13 protein-coding genes are annotated in these 16,863 nt (G+C 66.6%); 1 reads left to right on the top strand and 12 read right to left on the bottom strand.

Annotated features, from left to right (window positions below; all coding sequences use genetic code 11):
- The 10 genes from ACIOU8_RS09640 to ACIOU8_RS09595 form a co-directional block, all read right to left on the bottom strand.
- Positions 1-426: a YciI family protein gene (locus ACIOU8_RS09640; RefSeq protein ID WP_400788531.1), complete on the bottom strand. Its 426-nt coding sequence runs from the start codon at positions 424-426 to the stop codon at positions 1-3.
- A gap of 114 nt (positions 427-540) precedes the next feature.
- Positions 541-1,479: an L-lactate dehydrogenase gene (locus tag ACIOU8_RS09635; protein WP_400788528.1), complete on the bottom strand. Its 939-nt coding sequence runs from the start codon at positions 1,477-1,479 to the stop codon at positions 541-543.
- A gap of 153 nt (positions 1,480-1,632) precedes the next feature.
- A complete protein-coding gene (gene guaA / locus ACIOU8_RS09630) occupies positions 1,633-3,219 on the bottom strand; it encodes a glutamine-hydrolyzing GMP synthase (protein WP_290159661.1) in 1,587 nt (528 codons plus the stop codon).
- A complete protein-coding gene (locus ACIOU8_RS09625) occupies positions 3,216-3,728 on the bottom strand; it encodes a DUF3817 domain-containing protein (RefSeq protein ID WP_400788524.1) in 513 nt (170 codons plus the stop codon). The genes guaA and ACIOU8_RS09625 overlap by 4 nt, the downstream gene beginning before the upstream one ends.
- Positions 3,729-3,768: 40 nt before the next feature.
- Positions 3,769-4,746 (bottom strand): class I mannose-6-phosphate isomerase, encoded by a 978-nt coding sequence (locus ACIOU8_RS09620; RefSeq protein ID WP_400788522.1) that lies wholly within the window; start codon positions 4,744-4,746, stop codon positions 3,769-3,771.
- Positions 4,743-5,939 carry an ADP-dependent glucokinase/phosphofructokinase gene (locus tag ACIOU8_RS09615; protein WP_400788519.1) on the bottom strand — a complete coding sequence of 399 codons (1,197 nt, stop codon included), beginning with the start codon at positions 5,937-5,939 and terminating at the stop codon, positions 4,743-4,745. Before ACIOU8_RS09615 ends, ACIOU8_RS09620 begins: the two co-directional genes overlap by 4 nt.
- 29 nt (positions 5,940-5,968) lie before the next feature.
- The gene (locus ACIOU8_RS09610; RefSeq protein WP_400788517.1) at positions 5,969-6,832 is read right to left on the bottom strand and encodes a ketose-bisphosphate aldolase; all 864 of its coding nucleotides are present in this window, start codon (positions 6,830-6,832) and stop codon (positions 5,969-5,971) included.
- Between the two features lie 44 nt (positions 6,833-6,876).
- Positions 6,877-7,722, bottom strand: a complete 846-nt coding sequence (locus ACIOU8_RS09605) for a carbohydrate ABC transporter permease (RefSeq protein WP_363571778.1) — start codon at positions 7,720-7,722, stop codon at positions 6,877-6,879.
- A 2-nt stretch (positions 7,723-7,724) separates the two neighbouring features.
- Entirely contained in the window at positions 7,725-8,648 is a 924-nt protein-coding gene (locus tag ACIOU8_RS09600) for a carbohydrate ABC transporter permease (RefSeq protein ID WP_400788514.1), read from the bottom strand.
- Between the two features lie 83 nt (positions 8,649-8,731).
- Complete coding sequence (locus ACIOU8_RS09595; RefSeq protein ID WP_400788512.1) at positions 8,732-10,027, bottom strand: ABC transporter substrate-binding protein; 1,296 nt, start codon at positions 10,025-10,027, stop codon at positions 8,732-8,734.
- A gap of 249 nt (positions 10,028-10,276) precedes the next feature.
- Here ACIOU8_RS09595 and ACIOU8_RS09590 point away from each other — a divergent pair, with 249 nt between their 5' ends.
- Positions 10,277-11,080, top strand: coding sequence for a DeoR/GlpR family DNA-binding transcription regulator (locus ACIOU8_RS09590; protein ID WP_400788510.1), 804 nt, complete (start codon positions 10,277-10,279; stop codon positions 11,078-11,080).
- An 89-nt stretch (positions 11,081-11,169) separates the two neighbouring features.
- On the opposite strand, the gene ACIOU8_RS09585 is transcribed toward ACIOU8_RS09590, so the two are convergent.
- Positions 11,170-15,813, bottom strand: coding sequence for an ExeM/NucH family extracellular endonuclease (locus ACIOU8_RS09585; protein WP_400788508.1), 4,644 nt, complete (start codon positions 15,811-15,813; stop codon positions 11,170-11,172).
- 236 nt (positions 15,814-16,049) lie between these two features.
- Positions 16,050-16,808, bottom strand: a complete 759-nt coding sequence (locus ACIOU8_RS09580; protein ID WP_400788800.1) for an SURF1 family protein — start codon at positions 16,806-16,808, stop codon at positions 16,050-16,052.
- Positions 16,809-16,863: the final 55 nt, after the last annotated feature.

Here is a 16,863-nt window from a genome sequence, read left to right as displayed (position 1 = left end):
TCACTGCTGGGCGCGCTGCGCCTGCTCCTCGCGCCAGCCGGCTTCCTTCTCGATCCACTCGTTGTCGGCCGGGAAGTCCGACTCATCGGTCACGCGGCGCACCTCGAGGAACGAGCCCCTGCCGAGCGGCGCCCGGCTCGCCCATTCTGCCGCCTCTTCGCGGCTGGACACCTCGAGGATCCAGAAGCCGTTGAACAGCTCCTTCGTCTCTCCGTAGGGGCCGTCGGTGATGAGCGGCGTCTCGGCGCTGAAGTCGACGACGAACCCCTCGGCAGCGTCACTGAGCCCCTCGCCGGCAGCCAGCACGCCTGCCTTGATCATCGACTCGTTGTACTTGCCCATCGCCTCGATGACCTGCTCGAACGGCATCTCCTTGTACGCCTCGACGGCCTCGTCGTTCGAGCGCATGATCAGCATGTACTTCATGGTGTTCTCCTCGGTGGTGGGGCCGCCTGTCGACCCTCTCAATGAAGACGTCGAACGCGGATGCGTCAGATCGACATCCACGCCGAAAAAAGTTCTGAGTCTGTCTCGAGACGATCAGCCGAGTTCCTCGACGGCCCTGCGGATCGCGTCGGCCGAGGCCTGCAGGAGGGCTTCCTCGTGGTCGCTCATCGGCGTCTCTGCCAGCGGAACAGCGCCGGCCGCGCCGACGACAGACGGCACCGAGAGCGCCACTCCGTGGATGCCGTACTCACCGTCGAGCACCGTCGCGACCGGAAGCACGGCGCGCTCATCGTGCAGCACGGCCTCGGCGATGCGGGCGCAGCTGACGCCGATCGCGAGGTTCGTCGCCCCCTTGCCGCGGATGACCGCGTAGGCGGCGTCGCGCACCTCGATCGCGATGCGGTCGAGCTCCTCGGTGGTGAACGGCTCATCGGCGGGCCAGTCGAGGATCGGCACCGACCCGATCGTCGCGTTCGACCAGAGCGGGAACTCGGTGTCGCCGTGCTCGCCGACGATGTCGGCGTGCACGCTCGCGGTGCTCACGTTCGCGCGATGCGCGAGGCGCCAGCGCAGACGTGAGGTGTCGAGCACCGTGCCCGATCCGAACACCCGATGCGGCGGAAGCCCCGAGACGCGCTGCGCGACGACGGTCATCACGTCGGCGGGGTTCGTGACGATGATGAACACCGCGTCCGGAGCGCGCTCGACGAGCTGCGGCATCAGCGTCTGGAGCAGCCGTGCGTTGATGCCCGAGAGCTCCATGCGGGTCTGCCCTGGCTGCTGTTTCGCCCCCGCGGTCACCACGATCACGTCGCTGCCCTCGACGACGGTGAGATCGGAGCCGCCGCTCACCGCCGCCGACGTGAACTGCGTGCCGTGCGCGAGATCGAGCACCTCGGCGTCGACCTTGTCGGTGGAGATGTCGTAGAGCGCGACCTCGGCGGCACTCCCCCGAATCAGCGCGGCATAGGCCACGCTCACCCCCACGCTGCCCGCACCGATAACCGTGATCTTCGTCCGCGCCTTGGTCATACGCTCATCCTGCCCGAAATACCGCGAACGGGCACGGACCGTGATGGTCCGTGCCCGTTCGACGTCACCTGCGTGGGAGTTCCTTCGTCACTCCCACTCGCCCGCTGGCGCGGTCGAGTGCCACCAGTGCCTACGCGAGTGGGAGTTCCTTCGTCACTCCCACTCGATGGTCCCCGGCGGCTTCGACGTCACGTCGAGCACGACGCGGTTGACGTCGCGGACGCCGTTGGTGATGCGGTTAGAGATCTTCGAGAGCACGTCGTACGGCAGCCGAGTCCAGTCGGCCGTCATGGCGTCTTCACTCGACACCGGACGCAGCACGATCGGGTGTCCGTAGGTGCGACCGTCGCCCTGCACGCCCACCGAGCGCACATCCGCGAGCAGCACGACGGGGCACTGCCAGATGTCCTGGTCGAGGCCCGCCTTCGTGAGCTCCTCACGCGCGATCGCATCGGCCTCGCGCAGGATCTCGAGGCGATCCTGCGTGACCTCGCCGATGATGCGGATGCCGAGGCCGGGCCCGGGGAACGGCTGGCGGCCGACGATCGCCTCGGGGATGCCGAGCTCGCGGCCGATCGCGCGGACCTCGTCCTTGAACAGGGCGCGCAGCGGCTCGATGAGCTCGAAGTCGAGGTCGTCGGGGAGCCCGCCGACGTTGTGGTGCGACTTGATGTTGGCCGTGCCTGCGCCGCCACCGGACTCGACGACGTCGGGGTAGAGCGTGCCCTGCACGAGGAACTTGACGGGTGCGCCACCCGAGGCCTTCGCCTCGGCGACCAGGTCGAGCTGCACCTTCTCGAAGGCGCGGATGAATTCGCGACCGATGATCTTGCGCTTCTCCTCGGGGTCGGTGACGCCCGCGAGGTGACCGAGGAAGACGTCTGCCGCGTCGACCGTGATCAGACGCACGCCCGTGGACTCGACGTAGTCCTTCTCGACCTGCTCGCGCTCTCCCTTGCGCAGGAGGCCGTGGTCGACGAAGACCGCCGTCAGCTGGTCGCCGATCGCCTTGTGCACGAGGGCGGTCGAGACCGCCGAGTCCACGCCGCCCGAGAGCGCCGAAATGACGCGTGCATCACCCACCTGCTCGCGGATGCGCTCGACCTGCTCGGCGATCACGTTGTCGCTGTTCCAGTCGGAGGCGAGTCCGGCACCCTTGTGCAGGAAGTTCTCGATCACGCGCTGGCCGTGGTCGGAGTGCTTGACCTCGGGGTGCCACTGCACGCCGTAGAAGCCGCGCTCCTCGTTCGCGAACGCCGCGACCTTGGTGGCGTCGGTCGTGGCGAGCACGTCGAAGCCCTCGGGCGCCTTGGCGACCTGGTCGCCGTGGCTCATCCAGACGTTCTGCTCGGCCGGCTGCCCGGCGAGCAGCGTACCGCCGTCGCCAGAGATGACGGCATCCGTCGCGCCGTACTCGCGGAGACCGGTGTTCGCGACCTCGCCACCCAGAGTCTGCGCCATGTACTGGAAGCCGTAGCAGATGCCGAGCGTGGGCACACCCAGATCGAAGACGGCGGGGTCGAGGCGGGGAGCGCCCTCCTCGTACACCGACGACGGACCACCCGAGAGGATGATCGCGACCGGGTTCTTCTCGGCGATCTCGGCGGCCGTGGCGGTGTGCGGCACGATCTCGCTGTAGACACCCGCCTCACGCACTCGGCGGGCGATCAGCTGAGCGTACTGCGCGCCGAAATCGACGACGAGTGCGGGGCGCTGCTGGGTCTCGGACTGCTCGGTCAACGGGCACCTTCCGTAACGGGGGTGGAGGCCTCAGCGGCCTCACGGGTGGCGAGATAGGTCTTCACTTCACGGGCGACGATGGCCTCCATGAAGAAGGACAGCAGCGGGATGACTCCGCCGAGCGCGAGCAGGATGAACCGCGGGAACGGCCAGCGCATCAGGCTCCACACGCGGAAGCACGCGAACAGGTACACGACGTAGAACCAGCCGTGGGCGACGAGGATGAACAGCGACACGTTGAATCCGTCGCCGAGGGAGGTCATCTCGCAGGAGTTCGTCCAGGGTGCGAAGAGCGACCACCACTGGCAGTCCGCCCCGGCGAGGACGCCGGCGAACCACACGGGCCCACCCGACCCGCCGACGAACAGTTCGAGATGGATCGGCGTGTACTTCAGCACCATCTCGGTGACCAGCAGGAGCAGCATGACTCCGGTGATGATCGACGCGATCTGGTAGAACTTCAGCGCACCACGGATCGCCGGAAAGCTGGCGACTTTCGGTTCGGGCATGACTCCAGTCTAGCCGGGGAGAATCCGCGTCGATTCCGGCTCAGGGAGCCGGCGGGCGTGCCACGAGCAGCTCGCCCGCGCCGGTCGCATCGAGTGCTCCGGCAGCGTCCGGCACGAGGAGCGAGGAGCCTGCACGAAGCCTGCGCCCGTCGATCGTGACCTCTCCGTCGCTCATGATCACGATCGCGAAACCGCGTCCGATCACGGTCGAGCCGTCGACGGGTATCCGCTCGAGTCGGAAGTACTCGTCGGCAGCCGCGGGAAACACGGATCCTGACTCGGGGGCCCTGCCTACGAGCATCCCGAGCTCCTCGCGTGATCTCGCCGCCCTGTTCACCGCGGCGAGCGCGAGGGCGAACCCGAGGCCGAGGTGCCCGACAGCTGCGCCGTCGATCGCGAAGTCGCCCCATTCGAGCAGGATCGACAGGTCCTCCGGCTGCTGCAGCTCGAGCAGCAGCACACCGGCCCCGATCGCATGCAGCTCGCCCGGCGGCACCCAGACGACGTCTCCTGCAGCCACCTCGACCTCGTGCAGCAGGCCGAGCAGCGTCGTCGCGTCCTGTCGCTCGACGAGTGCGGCGAGATCAGCCGCCTCGAGGTCCTGACGCAGGCCGACGTGCACCGTCCCACCCTGCAGGATGTACCAGGCCTCGGCCTTTCCATGCGCGCGGCCGAGATGCGTCGCCGCGAAGTCGTCGTGCGGATGCGCATGCACGGGCAGCCGTTGTCCGGCGTCCAGCAGCTTCACGAGCAGTCGTGTGTCGGCACCCCACCGCGCGACGTGATCGCCACCCAGCCAGGTGGCCGGATCCTGTTCGACGGCGTCACGCAGCACGCGTCCGTCGGGGAGCGTGGTGAGACCGAGCTCGGGGTCGCCGTGGACGGTGGTCGTCGAGCCGATCCAGTCCTCGGGCTCCCGAGGCGCGTCACCGTGCTCTCCTCGGAACGCACTGATGCGCGCGCCGCCGCGGTAGAAGCGCTCGGCCGGACGATTCGACGGCAGCAGGATGGGGTTCATGCGTGCTCCTTCGATCGCACGGCTCCCGCGAGGAAGCCGCCGACGAACGTGTCTCCGAGACCGACAGTGGTGGGGGATGCGACATCGAGCGAGAATGCCGCGACACCCACGGCATCCGGCAGAGCGGCCTCGACCGCGGCGACGAGTGCCTCTCCTCCCCCGTGCCGGGGCATCGCAGCCGTGTCCTCGACGTCGGCTGCCCTCAGTGCGTCGCCGACGCGGTATCGGGTGGCGGCGACGCGAACGGCGCTGTCGAGGGCGGCGCGGTGCCGACCGGCTTCCGGCCCTGTCGCGATCGCCCAGTACCGGGTGTGCACGACCAGCGCCCGCGCCGGGATGATCATGTGCGCCTCACGGAGGGCGCGGATGACGTCGGCCGGATCGAGGAGGTTCACCGCTCGCCCCAGATACTCCTGCAGCTCGTCTTCGTTCATGCCGTAGACGTCGATCTGCGGGAGCAGGCGCGCACGGACCGTGGCGGCGAAGTCGCGCGAGTAGAACCCTGCGTCCTCGTAGTAGACGAGCGAGTCAGCCGGAAGGCTCTGCATCGCCCGCTGCACTTCGGCCAGTCGGAGTTCGAGCAGGTCGTGATCCTGCATGGTGTTGAACCCCGAGACCAGGAAGACGCCCGCGTCGGTGAGAGCGGACGCGAGATCGGCGGAGAGCAGCATCCGCCTGTTCGGTGGATCGTTGGCGAAGATCAGTCGGTTCGGTGCGGGCGAGAGCACGTCACCGTCTGTGAGCCGCACGTGGGCACCGACCGGGTACTGCACGATGAGGTGCGGATCGAGCGTGTCCTCGGTCGCCGACGAGACGTACGAGATCGACTCCGGCAGCAGCCGGCGCACGTTGTCGTCGATGCTGACGAGGTGCTGGACGCTCGGGATGCCGAGCGCATCGAGCACGAGGCCTGCCCGCACACCGGTGCCCCCGAGCGTGATCGAGTACGCGAAGTGCGACACGAAATCCTCGATCACCTGGGACGATGCGACGAATCGCTCCGCACCGGTTCCCGAGGCGACGAACGCCAGCACTGCGACCAGCAGTGAGCGTTCGTCGGTGATCGGCGCCATGGTGGTGAGTTCGTGCCGCCGCACGCCGTGCGCGTGCGCCAGTCTGTCGAACACCGTCGAATCCCACGAGAGCTCGTAGTCGACGGTGCCGCCGAGTCCGAGTACGAGCGTTCTGTCCACGTCGCCGATCACCCTTCCGAAGTCGAGGTTCAGTACAGCGATGCCTTGCCGTCTGCGCCGAACAGGTCGATCTTCTCAGCAGCCGTGGCCTTCATGGCCTCGAGCGCCATCGGCTGGATCGCGTTCGGCTCGCGCAGACGCTCATCGGTGCCGAGGATCTCGCGCATGCGGTTGTGGTAGGAGACCTTGATGTCGCTGGAGATGTTGATCTTGTTGACGCCCAGCTCGACCGCGCGGCGGAGTTCGGCATCCGGATTCGACGAGCCGCCGTGCAGCACCAGAGGGATGCCGATCGCCGCCTTGATCTCTTCGAGCAGATCGTGGCGCAGCTCGGGGTTCTTGTCGCTCGGGTACAGGCCGTGCGAGGTGCCGATCGCGATGGCGAGGCTGTCGACCCCGGTCTCCTCGACGAAGCGCACCGCGTCGGCCGGGTTCGTATAGATGATCTCGGCCGCGCCCGACTCGCCGTAGCTGTCGTTCGCGCCGATGGTGCCGAGCTCGCCCTCGACCTGGATGCCCACGGCGTGCGCTGCGTCGACGACCTTGCGGGTCAGCGCCACGTTCTCGTCGAACGGCAGCAGCGAGGCGTCGATCATGACCGAGGTGAAGCCGGCCCTGATCGCGGTGATGATCTGCTCATAGCTGCCGCCGTGGTCCCAGTGGATGGCGACAGGCACGCTCGAGCGGTGTGCCCGGGAGTGCATCGCCGCGATCAGATCGGTGGTGATGTGAGACACCTCATCGGGGTGGATGGCGATGATGACCGGGGCGGCCTTCTCCTCGCTGATGTCCATGACGCCGTTGAACATCGCCCAGTCGCTGATGTTGAACGCCGGAATGGCGAAGTTGTTCTCGTTGGCGACATCGAGGATGGATTTGCCGGTGTAGAGCACGTGTTTCTCCTGTTTCGTGGTGGTGGTGTGTCCGACGGACGACGTCAGCTCTTCACGGACCCCGCCGTGAGACCGCTGATGAAGTACCGCTGGAAGATGAGGAAGAGGATGAGCACGGGGATCGACCCGAGCACGCTCATCGCCATGATCTGGTTCCACTCGTACGAGTGCTGGCCCATGAGCAGCTGGATGCCGATCGGCACGGTGCGCATGTCGATGGTCCGCGTCAGAGTGAGTGCGAACAGATACTCGTTCCACGCGATCATGAACGTGTAGATGCCGACCGAGACGATGCCGGGCACCGAGATCGGCACCAGGATCCGCCAGAGCGCGGTCATGGACCCGGCGCCGTCGACGCGGACGGCCTCGTCGAGCTCCTTCGGCAGCGTGTTGAAGTAGCCGGTCATCATGATGATCGCGTAGGGAAGCGTGAACACCATGTAGGTGAGGATCAGGCCGAGATACGAGTTGTACAGCCCGAGCGCGACCATGAGTCCGAAGTACGGGATCAACAGCGTGATCGGCGGAACAGCCTGCACGCTCACGATCACCACGTTCAGGATGCGCTTGCCGCGGAACTCGAACCGGCTGAACGCGTATGCCGCCTGGATCGCCACCATCAGGGTGAGGATCGTGACCGACCCGGCCACGATGTAGCTGTTCAGGAAGAACCGCATGGTCTCGGGGTTCGTGAAGATCGCGATGTAGGCGTCGAACGAGAAGGTGTCGGTGATCAGCCGCGGGGGCAGCTCGAAGATCTGGGTGTTCGACTTGAACGAGCTCGACAGCATCCACAGCACGGGGCCGGCGGCGAAGACCGCGCCGATGATGAGACCGATGGTCAAGCCGGTCTTCGCGACACGGCGCTGATTGACGGCGGTGAGAGCCATGATCAGTCCCTCGCTTTCTGGTGACGGACGTAGAACACGGCGAGCACCATCGACATCAGCAGGACCAGCACCGCGGAGGTCGCCGCGAGCGAGAAGTCGTACTTGGCGAAGGCGAGCTTGTAGGTGAAGGTGCTGAGGACCTCTGTGACATCGATCGGTCCGCCACCCGTGGTCATCCAGATGAGGGCGAACTGCTGCGAGGTCCAGATCAGGTCGAGCAGCACGAGGCTGATGATGATGGGGCGCAGCTGCGGGATGGTCACGTTCCAGAACCGCTGCACGCTGTTCGCGCCGTCGACTGTCGCGGCCTCGTGCAGTTCGGCGGGGACCCCCTGGAGCCCTGCGAGCAGGCTCACCATGAAGAAGGGGTAGCCGGCCCAGATGTTGATGAAGATGATGGTGCCCAGTGCGAGCTGCGGAGAGGCGAGCCACTCGATGTCGGTGTTGAGCAGGAAGTTCACGACGCCGTTCGGGGCGAGGAGCATGCGCCAGAGCACGGCGATCACCGCGACCGTGAAGAGCCACGGCAGGACGTAGAGGGCTCGGAAGATCGAACGCGAGAACCGTCCGAGCAGGGGGCTGTTGAGCATCATCGCGAACGCGAGCCCGAGCACGAGGTGGGCCGCGACACTCGTCACCGTGAAGAGGATGGTGTTGCCCGTCGCCTTCCAGAACCCGGGATCCGAGAGGATCTCGACGTAGTTCCGGATCCCGACGAACTCGGGCGACTTGTTCAGGATCACGTTGTCCTGGAACGAGTACCCGATCACCATCACGATCGGGATGATCATCAGCACGAACAGCAGGATGATCGTCGGCGAGAGGAACCCGTACGACTCCGTGGTCTTGCGCAGCTGTCGGCGTCGCCGCGACAGCGCGACCCCTGTGACGATCACCTCGGTGTCGTCGGACATCTTCAGGCTCATGGGAACCGGTGCTCCTTGGTTGGTCGGGTGCCGCACCGCACTCGTCGCGATGCGGCACCCCGTTCAGGTGGGGAGACGGAGGATCAGAACTCGCCGACCCACTCCTCCTGTGCCTTCTGGAGCGCGTCGTCGATCGACTGCTGCCCGTCGAAGGCCGACTGCAACTGCTCTCCGAGCTGACGCATCAGCTCCTCGGCGACGGGGAGCCCGGTGAACTCGTTCGCGGGGTAGCCGGCCTGATAGATCTCGAAGGCCTGTGCGAACAGCTCATCGTCTTCGACGAATGCGGGAACCGATGTCGAGTTGCCGGGGAAGGCGTTGGCCATCGTCGAGAGCTCGGAGTTGGTCTGCTCGCTCATCAGGAATTCGACCAGCTTGAACGCGGCCTCCTTGTGCTCCGAGTTCTCGGCCACGCCGATGCCCCAGGATGCGTAGGGAATGCCCCGCTCGCCGTCGTAGCCGTCTTCTGCCGGCAGCGCCGAGATCGAGAACTGCAGGTCGGGGTTCGTCTCGCGGATCAGGTTGATGTGCGCCAGCGAGTCGATCATCATTCCGACGCGGCCGTTCGTGAACTCCTCGACCTTGTCCTGCTCCTTCATCGTGAAGGACCCCGAAGCGATCGACCCGTCGTCCCACATGCTGCCGATGAAATCGACCGCAGAGGTCACGTCGTCGTTCGTCAGATCGGGCTGCCCGTCCTTCAGCATCGAGCCGCCCGAGGCCCAGACCCACGACATGACGTCGTTCTGCACGCCGTTCGGCGCCTCCAGAGAGAGCGGGAGGACCCAGCCTGAGACGTCGCCGCCGAGCGCCGAGACCTTCGACGCCGCATCCGCGAACTCCGTGCGGGTGGTGGGCGGAGCAGTGACGCCCGCCTCTGCCAGCAGGGTGTCGTTCGTGAACATCGGGTAGACGAAGTTCACGACCGGGATCATGTAGGTGCTGCCATCGACCTGGATCTGGCTGGCCAGCTCGCTGTCGTCGTAGTCGTATTCCTCCATGAGAGCGCTCAGGTCGGAGATGACTCCCTGAGAGGCGAAGTCGTTGACCCACGCGCCGTCGAGGCCGACGACGTCGGGCATGGTGCCGGATGCGGCTCCGGCGAAGAGCTGCTCCTTGGTCGATGCGTACGGTCCGCTCACGAGCTCGACCGTGATGCCGGGGTTCGCGTCTTCGAACTCGTCGATGAGCGCCCGGAACTCGCCGTCGGGGAGTTCCGGCTCCCACCACTGCGCGAATTCGATCGTGACGTCTCCGCCATCCCCGCCGTCGGTTCCGCTGTCGCCCGCCGCGCACCCAGCCACGGCCAGGACTGTCACGGCTGCTGTTGCGGCGCCGGCGAATGTGAGAATGCGTCGCCCTCGTCCCACTGTGATCATCACTTCTCCTCTTCGAGATCGTGCCGCATACGTGCTTCGATGCTTGTTCATGCGGTTTTGAGCAATGTTATGCCGTCATTTGCGGGAACGTCAAGCACTTCTTTGCGCTATTCGATGGATGTACTCACAGGTTTTCCCCCACATCGTTGTCCTGGCGGGCGCTGCAGGCGAGATCACCACCGCATCCGATCTGCGGTTTTCTGCTGAACTGTGCCGACTTTCTCGCTTCTATGTGCTAGAGATGTGTGCATGGAAGCAACAGCACCGTCGCCCAAGCGTCGCCTCCCGGCGGGCCGGAAGGCGGATCTCGCCTCTTATGTCGAGCAGGTGGGAGAGGTGACCGTCGGCGGCCTCGCCGAACACTTCCACGTCTCCATCGACACGATCCGCCGCGATCTCGACCAGCTCGACCGCGAAGGCGTCGTCATCCGCACGCACGGAGGAGCCGTCAGTGCGGAGGGGCAGCTGAAGGACCGAGCGCTCGACGTCCGCCTGCGGATGCAGACCGAGGAGAAGGAGACGATCGCGCGCCTCGCCGCGGGGCTCATCGACGACGGAGCGGTCGTGATGCTCAACGCCGGAACGACCACACTGGCCCTTGCGCGGGCGCTCCGCAACCATCGGGACCTCACGATCGCCACGAACAACCTGCGCATCCCCGCCGAGATCTCCCCCTCCGCCTTCCGTGACCTCTACGTGTTCGGCGGCGCCGTGCGGGCGATCACCCAGGCCACCACCGGACCCGTCACGTTCATGATGACGCCGGGAGGACCGGAGGTCGACATCCGCTGCGATCTGGCGCTGATCGCCGTGGGTGCCATCGACGAGGCCGGCTTCTCGACGTCGAACATGGGCGACGCGAACATGATGGCCGAGATGATCCAGCGTGCCGACCGCACCGCCATCCTCGCCGACTCGTCGAAGTTCGACCGACGACTGTTCGCCCAGGTCACGACCCTCGATCGGGCCGACTACCTGGTCACGGACGCCCCGCCCTCGCCGGACTTCGCCGCAGCGCTCGCCCAGGCGGAAGTCGAGATCGTCACGCCCTGACGCGGCGCCGTCGCAGCGAACGACGAAGGCCGCCGGGATCGCTCCCGACGGCCTTCGTGTGGGTCAGGCGGGTGCACCGCCCGGCGAGGTCAGAACCAGCCGTTGATGAGATCCCACAGCCAGTCGATGATGCCGCCGATGATGCCGCCGATACCGCCTGCACGGTTGACGGTGACCGTCGCGGTCGCCTCATCTCCGTCTGCCTGCGACACTGCGACCGTGTACTTGCCAGGCTGCGTGCTCTTGGGCACCGTCACGGAGGTCGAGAAGGTGCCGTCGGCCTTGACCTGGACGGAGCCGACCTCGACGGCCGATCCCCTCTTCGGTCGCAGCTCGACGGTCACGGTCTCACCCGGCAGGTAACCCTCACCCGTGACCGTGAGCTTCTTGCCCGCGGCCACCTTCGACGAGCCGAGGTCGATCGAGCCGGCGAACTCGACCGGTTCTTCGCCCGCGATCGTGAACGGCACCTGCACAGTCGTGCCCGTCCCGGCGACGGCGACGGTGAGCAGCTGCTCTCCGAAGACGCCCGACGGAACGGTGAAGCCGAGCGCCGCGCGCCCCGCCTCATCGGTCGTGTCGACGATCGTCGGGTCGACCGCACCCGCGGCGAGCTGCGTTCCGCCGAGCGACAGCGTCACCTCGCCCGGCGCCTGCTCCCCCGCACTGAACGCCAGAGACGAGAGCGCGACGGTCACCTGGTCGCCGGCGCTGTAGCCGTCGGCATCCGGGGCGCTGACCGAGACACCCACCGCGCGCTGCGCGAGGTCGGGAGTCGCAGTCTGGTTCGCGTCGAACCAGTCGACCATCGACTGCAGATCGATCTTGCCGGTGTCGCGCTTGCCCTCGCCCTCACGGAAGGTGAAGAAGTTGTCTCCACCCGCTGCCAGGAACGAGTTCGCGGCGACCGTGTAGTTCGCTGCCGGATCGATGGGTGCGCCGTCGAGCGTGATCGAGGTGATCCTCGAGCCCTGGGCCGCGGCGGGGTCGTAGGTGTAGACGAGCCCCTTCGACACGCCGAGCTTGAGGAACGGTCGAGCCGAACCGGCCGGCTGCCACTGCTCTTCGAGCACTCCCTTCAGCTGCTCTCCTGTGAGCGACAGCGTCACCAGCGTGTTGGCGAACGGCTGCACCGTCGCCGCCTCGCGGTAGGTGACGTTGCCGTTCGGGTCGTTCGCGTTCGACGAGGCGTACGTCAGGTTCGCTCGGATGCCTCCCGGGTTCATCAGCGCGATGTCCGCACCGGTGGACCACTTCTGCACGTCGGCGACGAAATTGCCGATGGTGGACTCGCCACCGCGGTTCTCCGAGCCGTTCGTCTGACGAGCGCGGTTGAAGTCGGCGGTGATGTCTCCGACCTTGACCGCGCCGAGCACGTCTGCCTCGGCCTTGGCCTTCGCGACGATGTCGGCGACCTCCGGAACCGCCGGGTACAGCGCGGTTCCACCGGAGGTGAGGGGCTTGATCTCATTGGTGATCGAGATCAGGTCCTTCGTCTTCGGGTCGACCTGGAGGTTCATGAGACCGAGGTTCTCGCCGTACTGACCCGCCGAGATGACCGGGCGGCCGTCGATGACGTGGTTGTACGCGAGGTGGGTGTGAGCCGACACGATCGCGTCGACGTCTTCATCGACCCCGTAGACGATCTCGCCCAGAGGCGAGTCCGGAGTGATGCTCGACAGCTCGGCGCTGGATGCGCCCTCATGGACGAGGAGGATGACGACATCCGCCTCTCCGTTGGCTGCGTCTCCGTCGCGGAGGTCGTCGGCCACGGCGTTCACCGAGTCGACGATGCTGCGCACCTCGAGATCAGCGATGCCCTCGGGGGACACGAGCGAGTCGAGGTCCTCGGTGACTGCGCCGACGAAGCCCACGCGCACGCCGTCGAGTTCCTTCACCCAGGCCGGTGCGAGCGCAGGCTCACCGGTCTCGGTGACGAACACGTTCGACGAGATGTACTCCCAGTCCGCGCGGTCCTGGACGCGGTCCCGCAGGTCTTCCCAGCCCTGGTCGAACTCGTGGTTGCCCGCAGCACTGACGTCGAGACCGGCGGCGTTGAGCGCGTCGATCGTGGGGTTGTCATCGTTGATGAACGAGGTGAACGTCGAGGCGCCGATCAGGTCGCCGACACCGGCGAAGATCGTGTTCGGGTTCTCCGCGCGGAACTGCTGCACCGCTCCCGCGACGACCGCCGCGCCTGCGGCAGCGCCGTCGGCTTCGATGCGCCCGTGGAAGTCGTTCATCGTCACGACGTCGATGCTCACCGGCGGGATCTCCGACGAGACTCCGACGATGATCGGGTCGTGGTCGCTGGAGCGGAACGGCGTGCCCGCCTCAGTGGCGCCGAACGCATAGCCGCGATCGCTCCACTCAGGAGAGTTGATGCTCCACATCCCTGCGCCCGTGATGGACTCCGCCAGCGACGGCGAGGCGAGCACGTGGTCGAGCGAGCCGAGCTCGCCGTCGAACGTGTACGTGTGCTCGCCCGGCGCCTTGTCGCGCGCGACGTCGCTCCAGCCCTCGCTCGTGAAGACCTCGATCGGGTCTTCCATCGAGTAGGCGTTGAAGTCGCCGATCAGCAGGATGTCGCTGCTTCCCGTGGTCTCCTCGATCTCCTCGGTGAATCCCTTGAGCGAATCGGCCTGCGCCACACGATCGGCGTTGAAGAAGCCCTGCCCGTCTGCAGGCTCAGTGCCGCCGCCCTCCGGGGCCGACTTGGACTTGAAGTGGTTCGCCACCACGGTGACGATGCGGCCGTCGATGTCGAACGCCTGTGCGATCGGCTCGCGGGCGTTGTTCCACACGCTCTCGTCGGTCACGGTCAGGCTGTCGCCGACCGTCTCGACAGCATCCTTCTTGTAGATGATCGCGTTGGTGATGAAGTCGGTCGTGGTCGAGTCGTTCAGCTCGTCGGGGGTGCGGACGTAGTCCCACTCCTCGCTGCCGATCGCCTCGTTGAGTCCATCGACCAGGTCGGCCAGTGCCTCGTCGAGTGTTCCGCCGAGTTTGATCGAGTTCTCGATCTCCATCAGCGACACGATCTCGGCGTCCAGCCCGTTGATCGCCGCGACGATCTTCGACTTCTGGATCTCGAACTGGGCCGAGTTCGCCGCTCCCCGGGCGTTCGCGTTCTCGCTCTTCAGCGTCGTGAAGTAGTTGAAGACGTTGAACGATGCCACCTGCACATCGCCGCCCACGACCGGAGCCGAGTCGGCGCGGGGGGTCGTCGCCTCGAAGCCCACCTTCAAGTCAGCGGCCGAGGTGCTGTCGATCGGCACGACCGGCTGCAGACGCCAGTCGTCGAAGCCGTATTGGAGCACGTACCCGTTGTCGCTGAAGTCGACGGTGTCGCCGTTGCGGACGACGAGGTCCTTGGTGAAGTACGGCTGGTCATTCGGGTGGCCGCTGTTCGAGACCTGGATCGACCATCCGTCGTCGAGCAGGATGCGGTTGGCCCGATTGGCCGCCGCGATCGCGGAGGCCTCGGCGCCGGGGCGCGCGGTCTCGGTGCTCTTGACGTTCAGGTCAGCGCCGGCGTTCAACCAGAGCGTGCCGAAGTTGTAGAGCTGGTGGCTGGAGGCGACCCGGTAGGTGCCTGCGGGCGCCACGTACATGTTCTCGTACTGCTCGCGGTCGGTGCCGACAGTGGCGTCGGGAAGAGGTGTGACCTCGGGAACGCCCACCGCTGCCTGCACCACCGAGATGCCGGCGAGCGATGCCGGGTTGAGCTGCGTCTGACCGAAGTACTCGCTGACCGAGCCGGTGATCGAGACGAGGTCACCGATCGCGAGCGTGGGAGCGAGCGCATTGAGGAAGACGAAGACGCCGTCGGATACTCCCGGCGTGGCGTCGTTCGCCCCGCCGGAGCCCTGGGTCTGGATGACGATGCCCTTGTAGCCGCCGGTGCGGTAGTCGGCCGTGACGACACCCTCGACCGTGACGGTCTGGCCGTTCAGCGGCGAGACATCGGTCGTGCCCTGCACATCGGCGATGGACACCTCAGTCGGCTCGGGGTCGGGCTCAGGGTCGGGATCGGTGCCTGGATCCGTGCCGGCGTTCTGCGGCGTGATGGTCGGCGACAGGCTGAAGTCGGCCTTGTTGTCGTCGGTGTCCTTGCCGCCGGCGCGGTTGAGCGACTTGACGTCGGTGTTCCCTGCAGGCGGCGTCGCCGCGGCGGTCTCGAACGTGTTCGAGGTGCCGTAGCCGAGCACGTCGATGACGCCGTCGACGCCCGTGACCGAGCCGGGAGTCAGCGTGATCGCTGCCGTGCCCTCGACGAGTGCGAGCGTGCCGTTCGTGCCGCTCGGGTTGAGAGTGCTCACGGTGTCGGCCGCAGGCAATGCGGCGCCGTTGGCTCCGTTGCTGCCTGCCTGCACGAGATAGTGGCCGCCGGCGGGGATGACGCCGGTCAGCGGTGCGACGCCGTTGGAGGCCGCCGTGCCCGTCGCGGATCGGTACTGCAGCGAGAGTCCGTCGAGAGTGACGGGCGTCGCCGTCGGGTTGTAGAGCTCGATGAACTTGTTCATGAACGCCGCACCGGCACTGCCTCCGGAGAGGTACGCCTCGTTGATCACGACCCCGGTTCCCGAGACGTCTGCGGCGGCTGGCGCGGCGATCAGGGCGCTGGCGCCCAGTGCGGCGACGCAGGTGGCGGCGAGAACGCCGAGACGCCCCCGACTTCTGCGGTCTGACCCGGGAACCTGGCGGTTCGCGGCGTCGGGAGCGGACATCATCTGTGTTGTCTCCTCGGGTGTGGTCTGGCGGCGGCTCTCGTGAAACCGCGGCTGTGCGAGCTCTCAGCTGACGCACATGTGAGCGAGCATACGGAGGCCTTCGGACAACCTCAACGGAGTTTTCCGATTGGTAACCAACCCCTCACCGAACGTCCGAAGGCGCCCCTGACGAAGGTGGAACATCGTGTGAGCACGCGCTCAGATGCGCGCACTTCGCCGCGCGAATGCGGGTCGAGTCAGGCGGGATCGCCGGCAGCGGCCAGGGCGTCTTCGAACTCCTCGACCTCTCGCTCCCACTGGTCCTTCGCGAGTCGATACCAGAGGTAGAACGCGAACCCGGCGAAGATCGCCCACTCTGCGGCGTAGAAGATGTTGAGCCAGTTCACCGGCGACTGCTCGTCGGGCGCCGGGGAGGAGATGTCCGTGAGACCCGCCGTCGCGGCGACCGAGGCCAGGTAGGGACGATAGACATCGAGCTCGTCGATGTCGTGCCAGTGACTCAGGAGCGCAGCGGTCGACATCCGGTCCATGCGCTGCGGATCATCCTTCGGCGGCAGGGACGGTCCCTCGTCCGAGATGACCCGTCCGATGATCGATGCGTCCGCGTCACCCTCGTTCAGCTCCACCACGGCCTCCTCGGCGACCGCCCGGTCAGCGGTCCAGCCGATGGCGACCGCTATCGACGCGCGCTCCGCGACCCGCAGCTGACCGGTCACCCAGTAGCCTTCGGCGCCGTCGTTGAATCGGCTCGACACGATGAGGAAGTCATCGGGGATCCAGGTCCCCGCCGTCTCGATCTTCTGCCCGACGAGCGGTTCGGGCAGATACTGCCCGGGCTCGACGACGTCGGTCAGCGGACGCACCTGCTCGGTCGCGCCGGCAGGGGGCGGATCCGTCTCGATCGCCCGCTCGAGCTGCCATTGGCCGAGCCACGCGAACACGCCCGCGACCACCAGGCACAGCACGAGCATCCCGATCCAGCGCCCCCGGAGCATGACCTCGCGAAGGGTAGGCGGGAACAGAGCAGCAGAAGTCACGGCGGTCGTGCGC

The sequence above is a fragment of the Microbacterium sp. NPDC087589 genome (genome assembly GCF_044743635.1).
Classification (GTDB): Bacteria; Actinomycetota; Actinomycetes; order Actinomycetales; family Microbacteriaceae; genus Microbacterium.
This window is presented reverse-complemented; position numbering and strand designations above follow the sequence as displayed.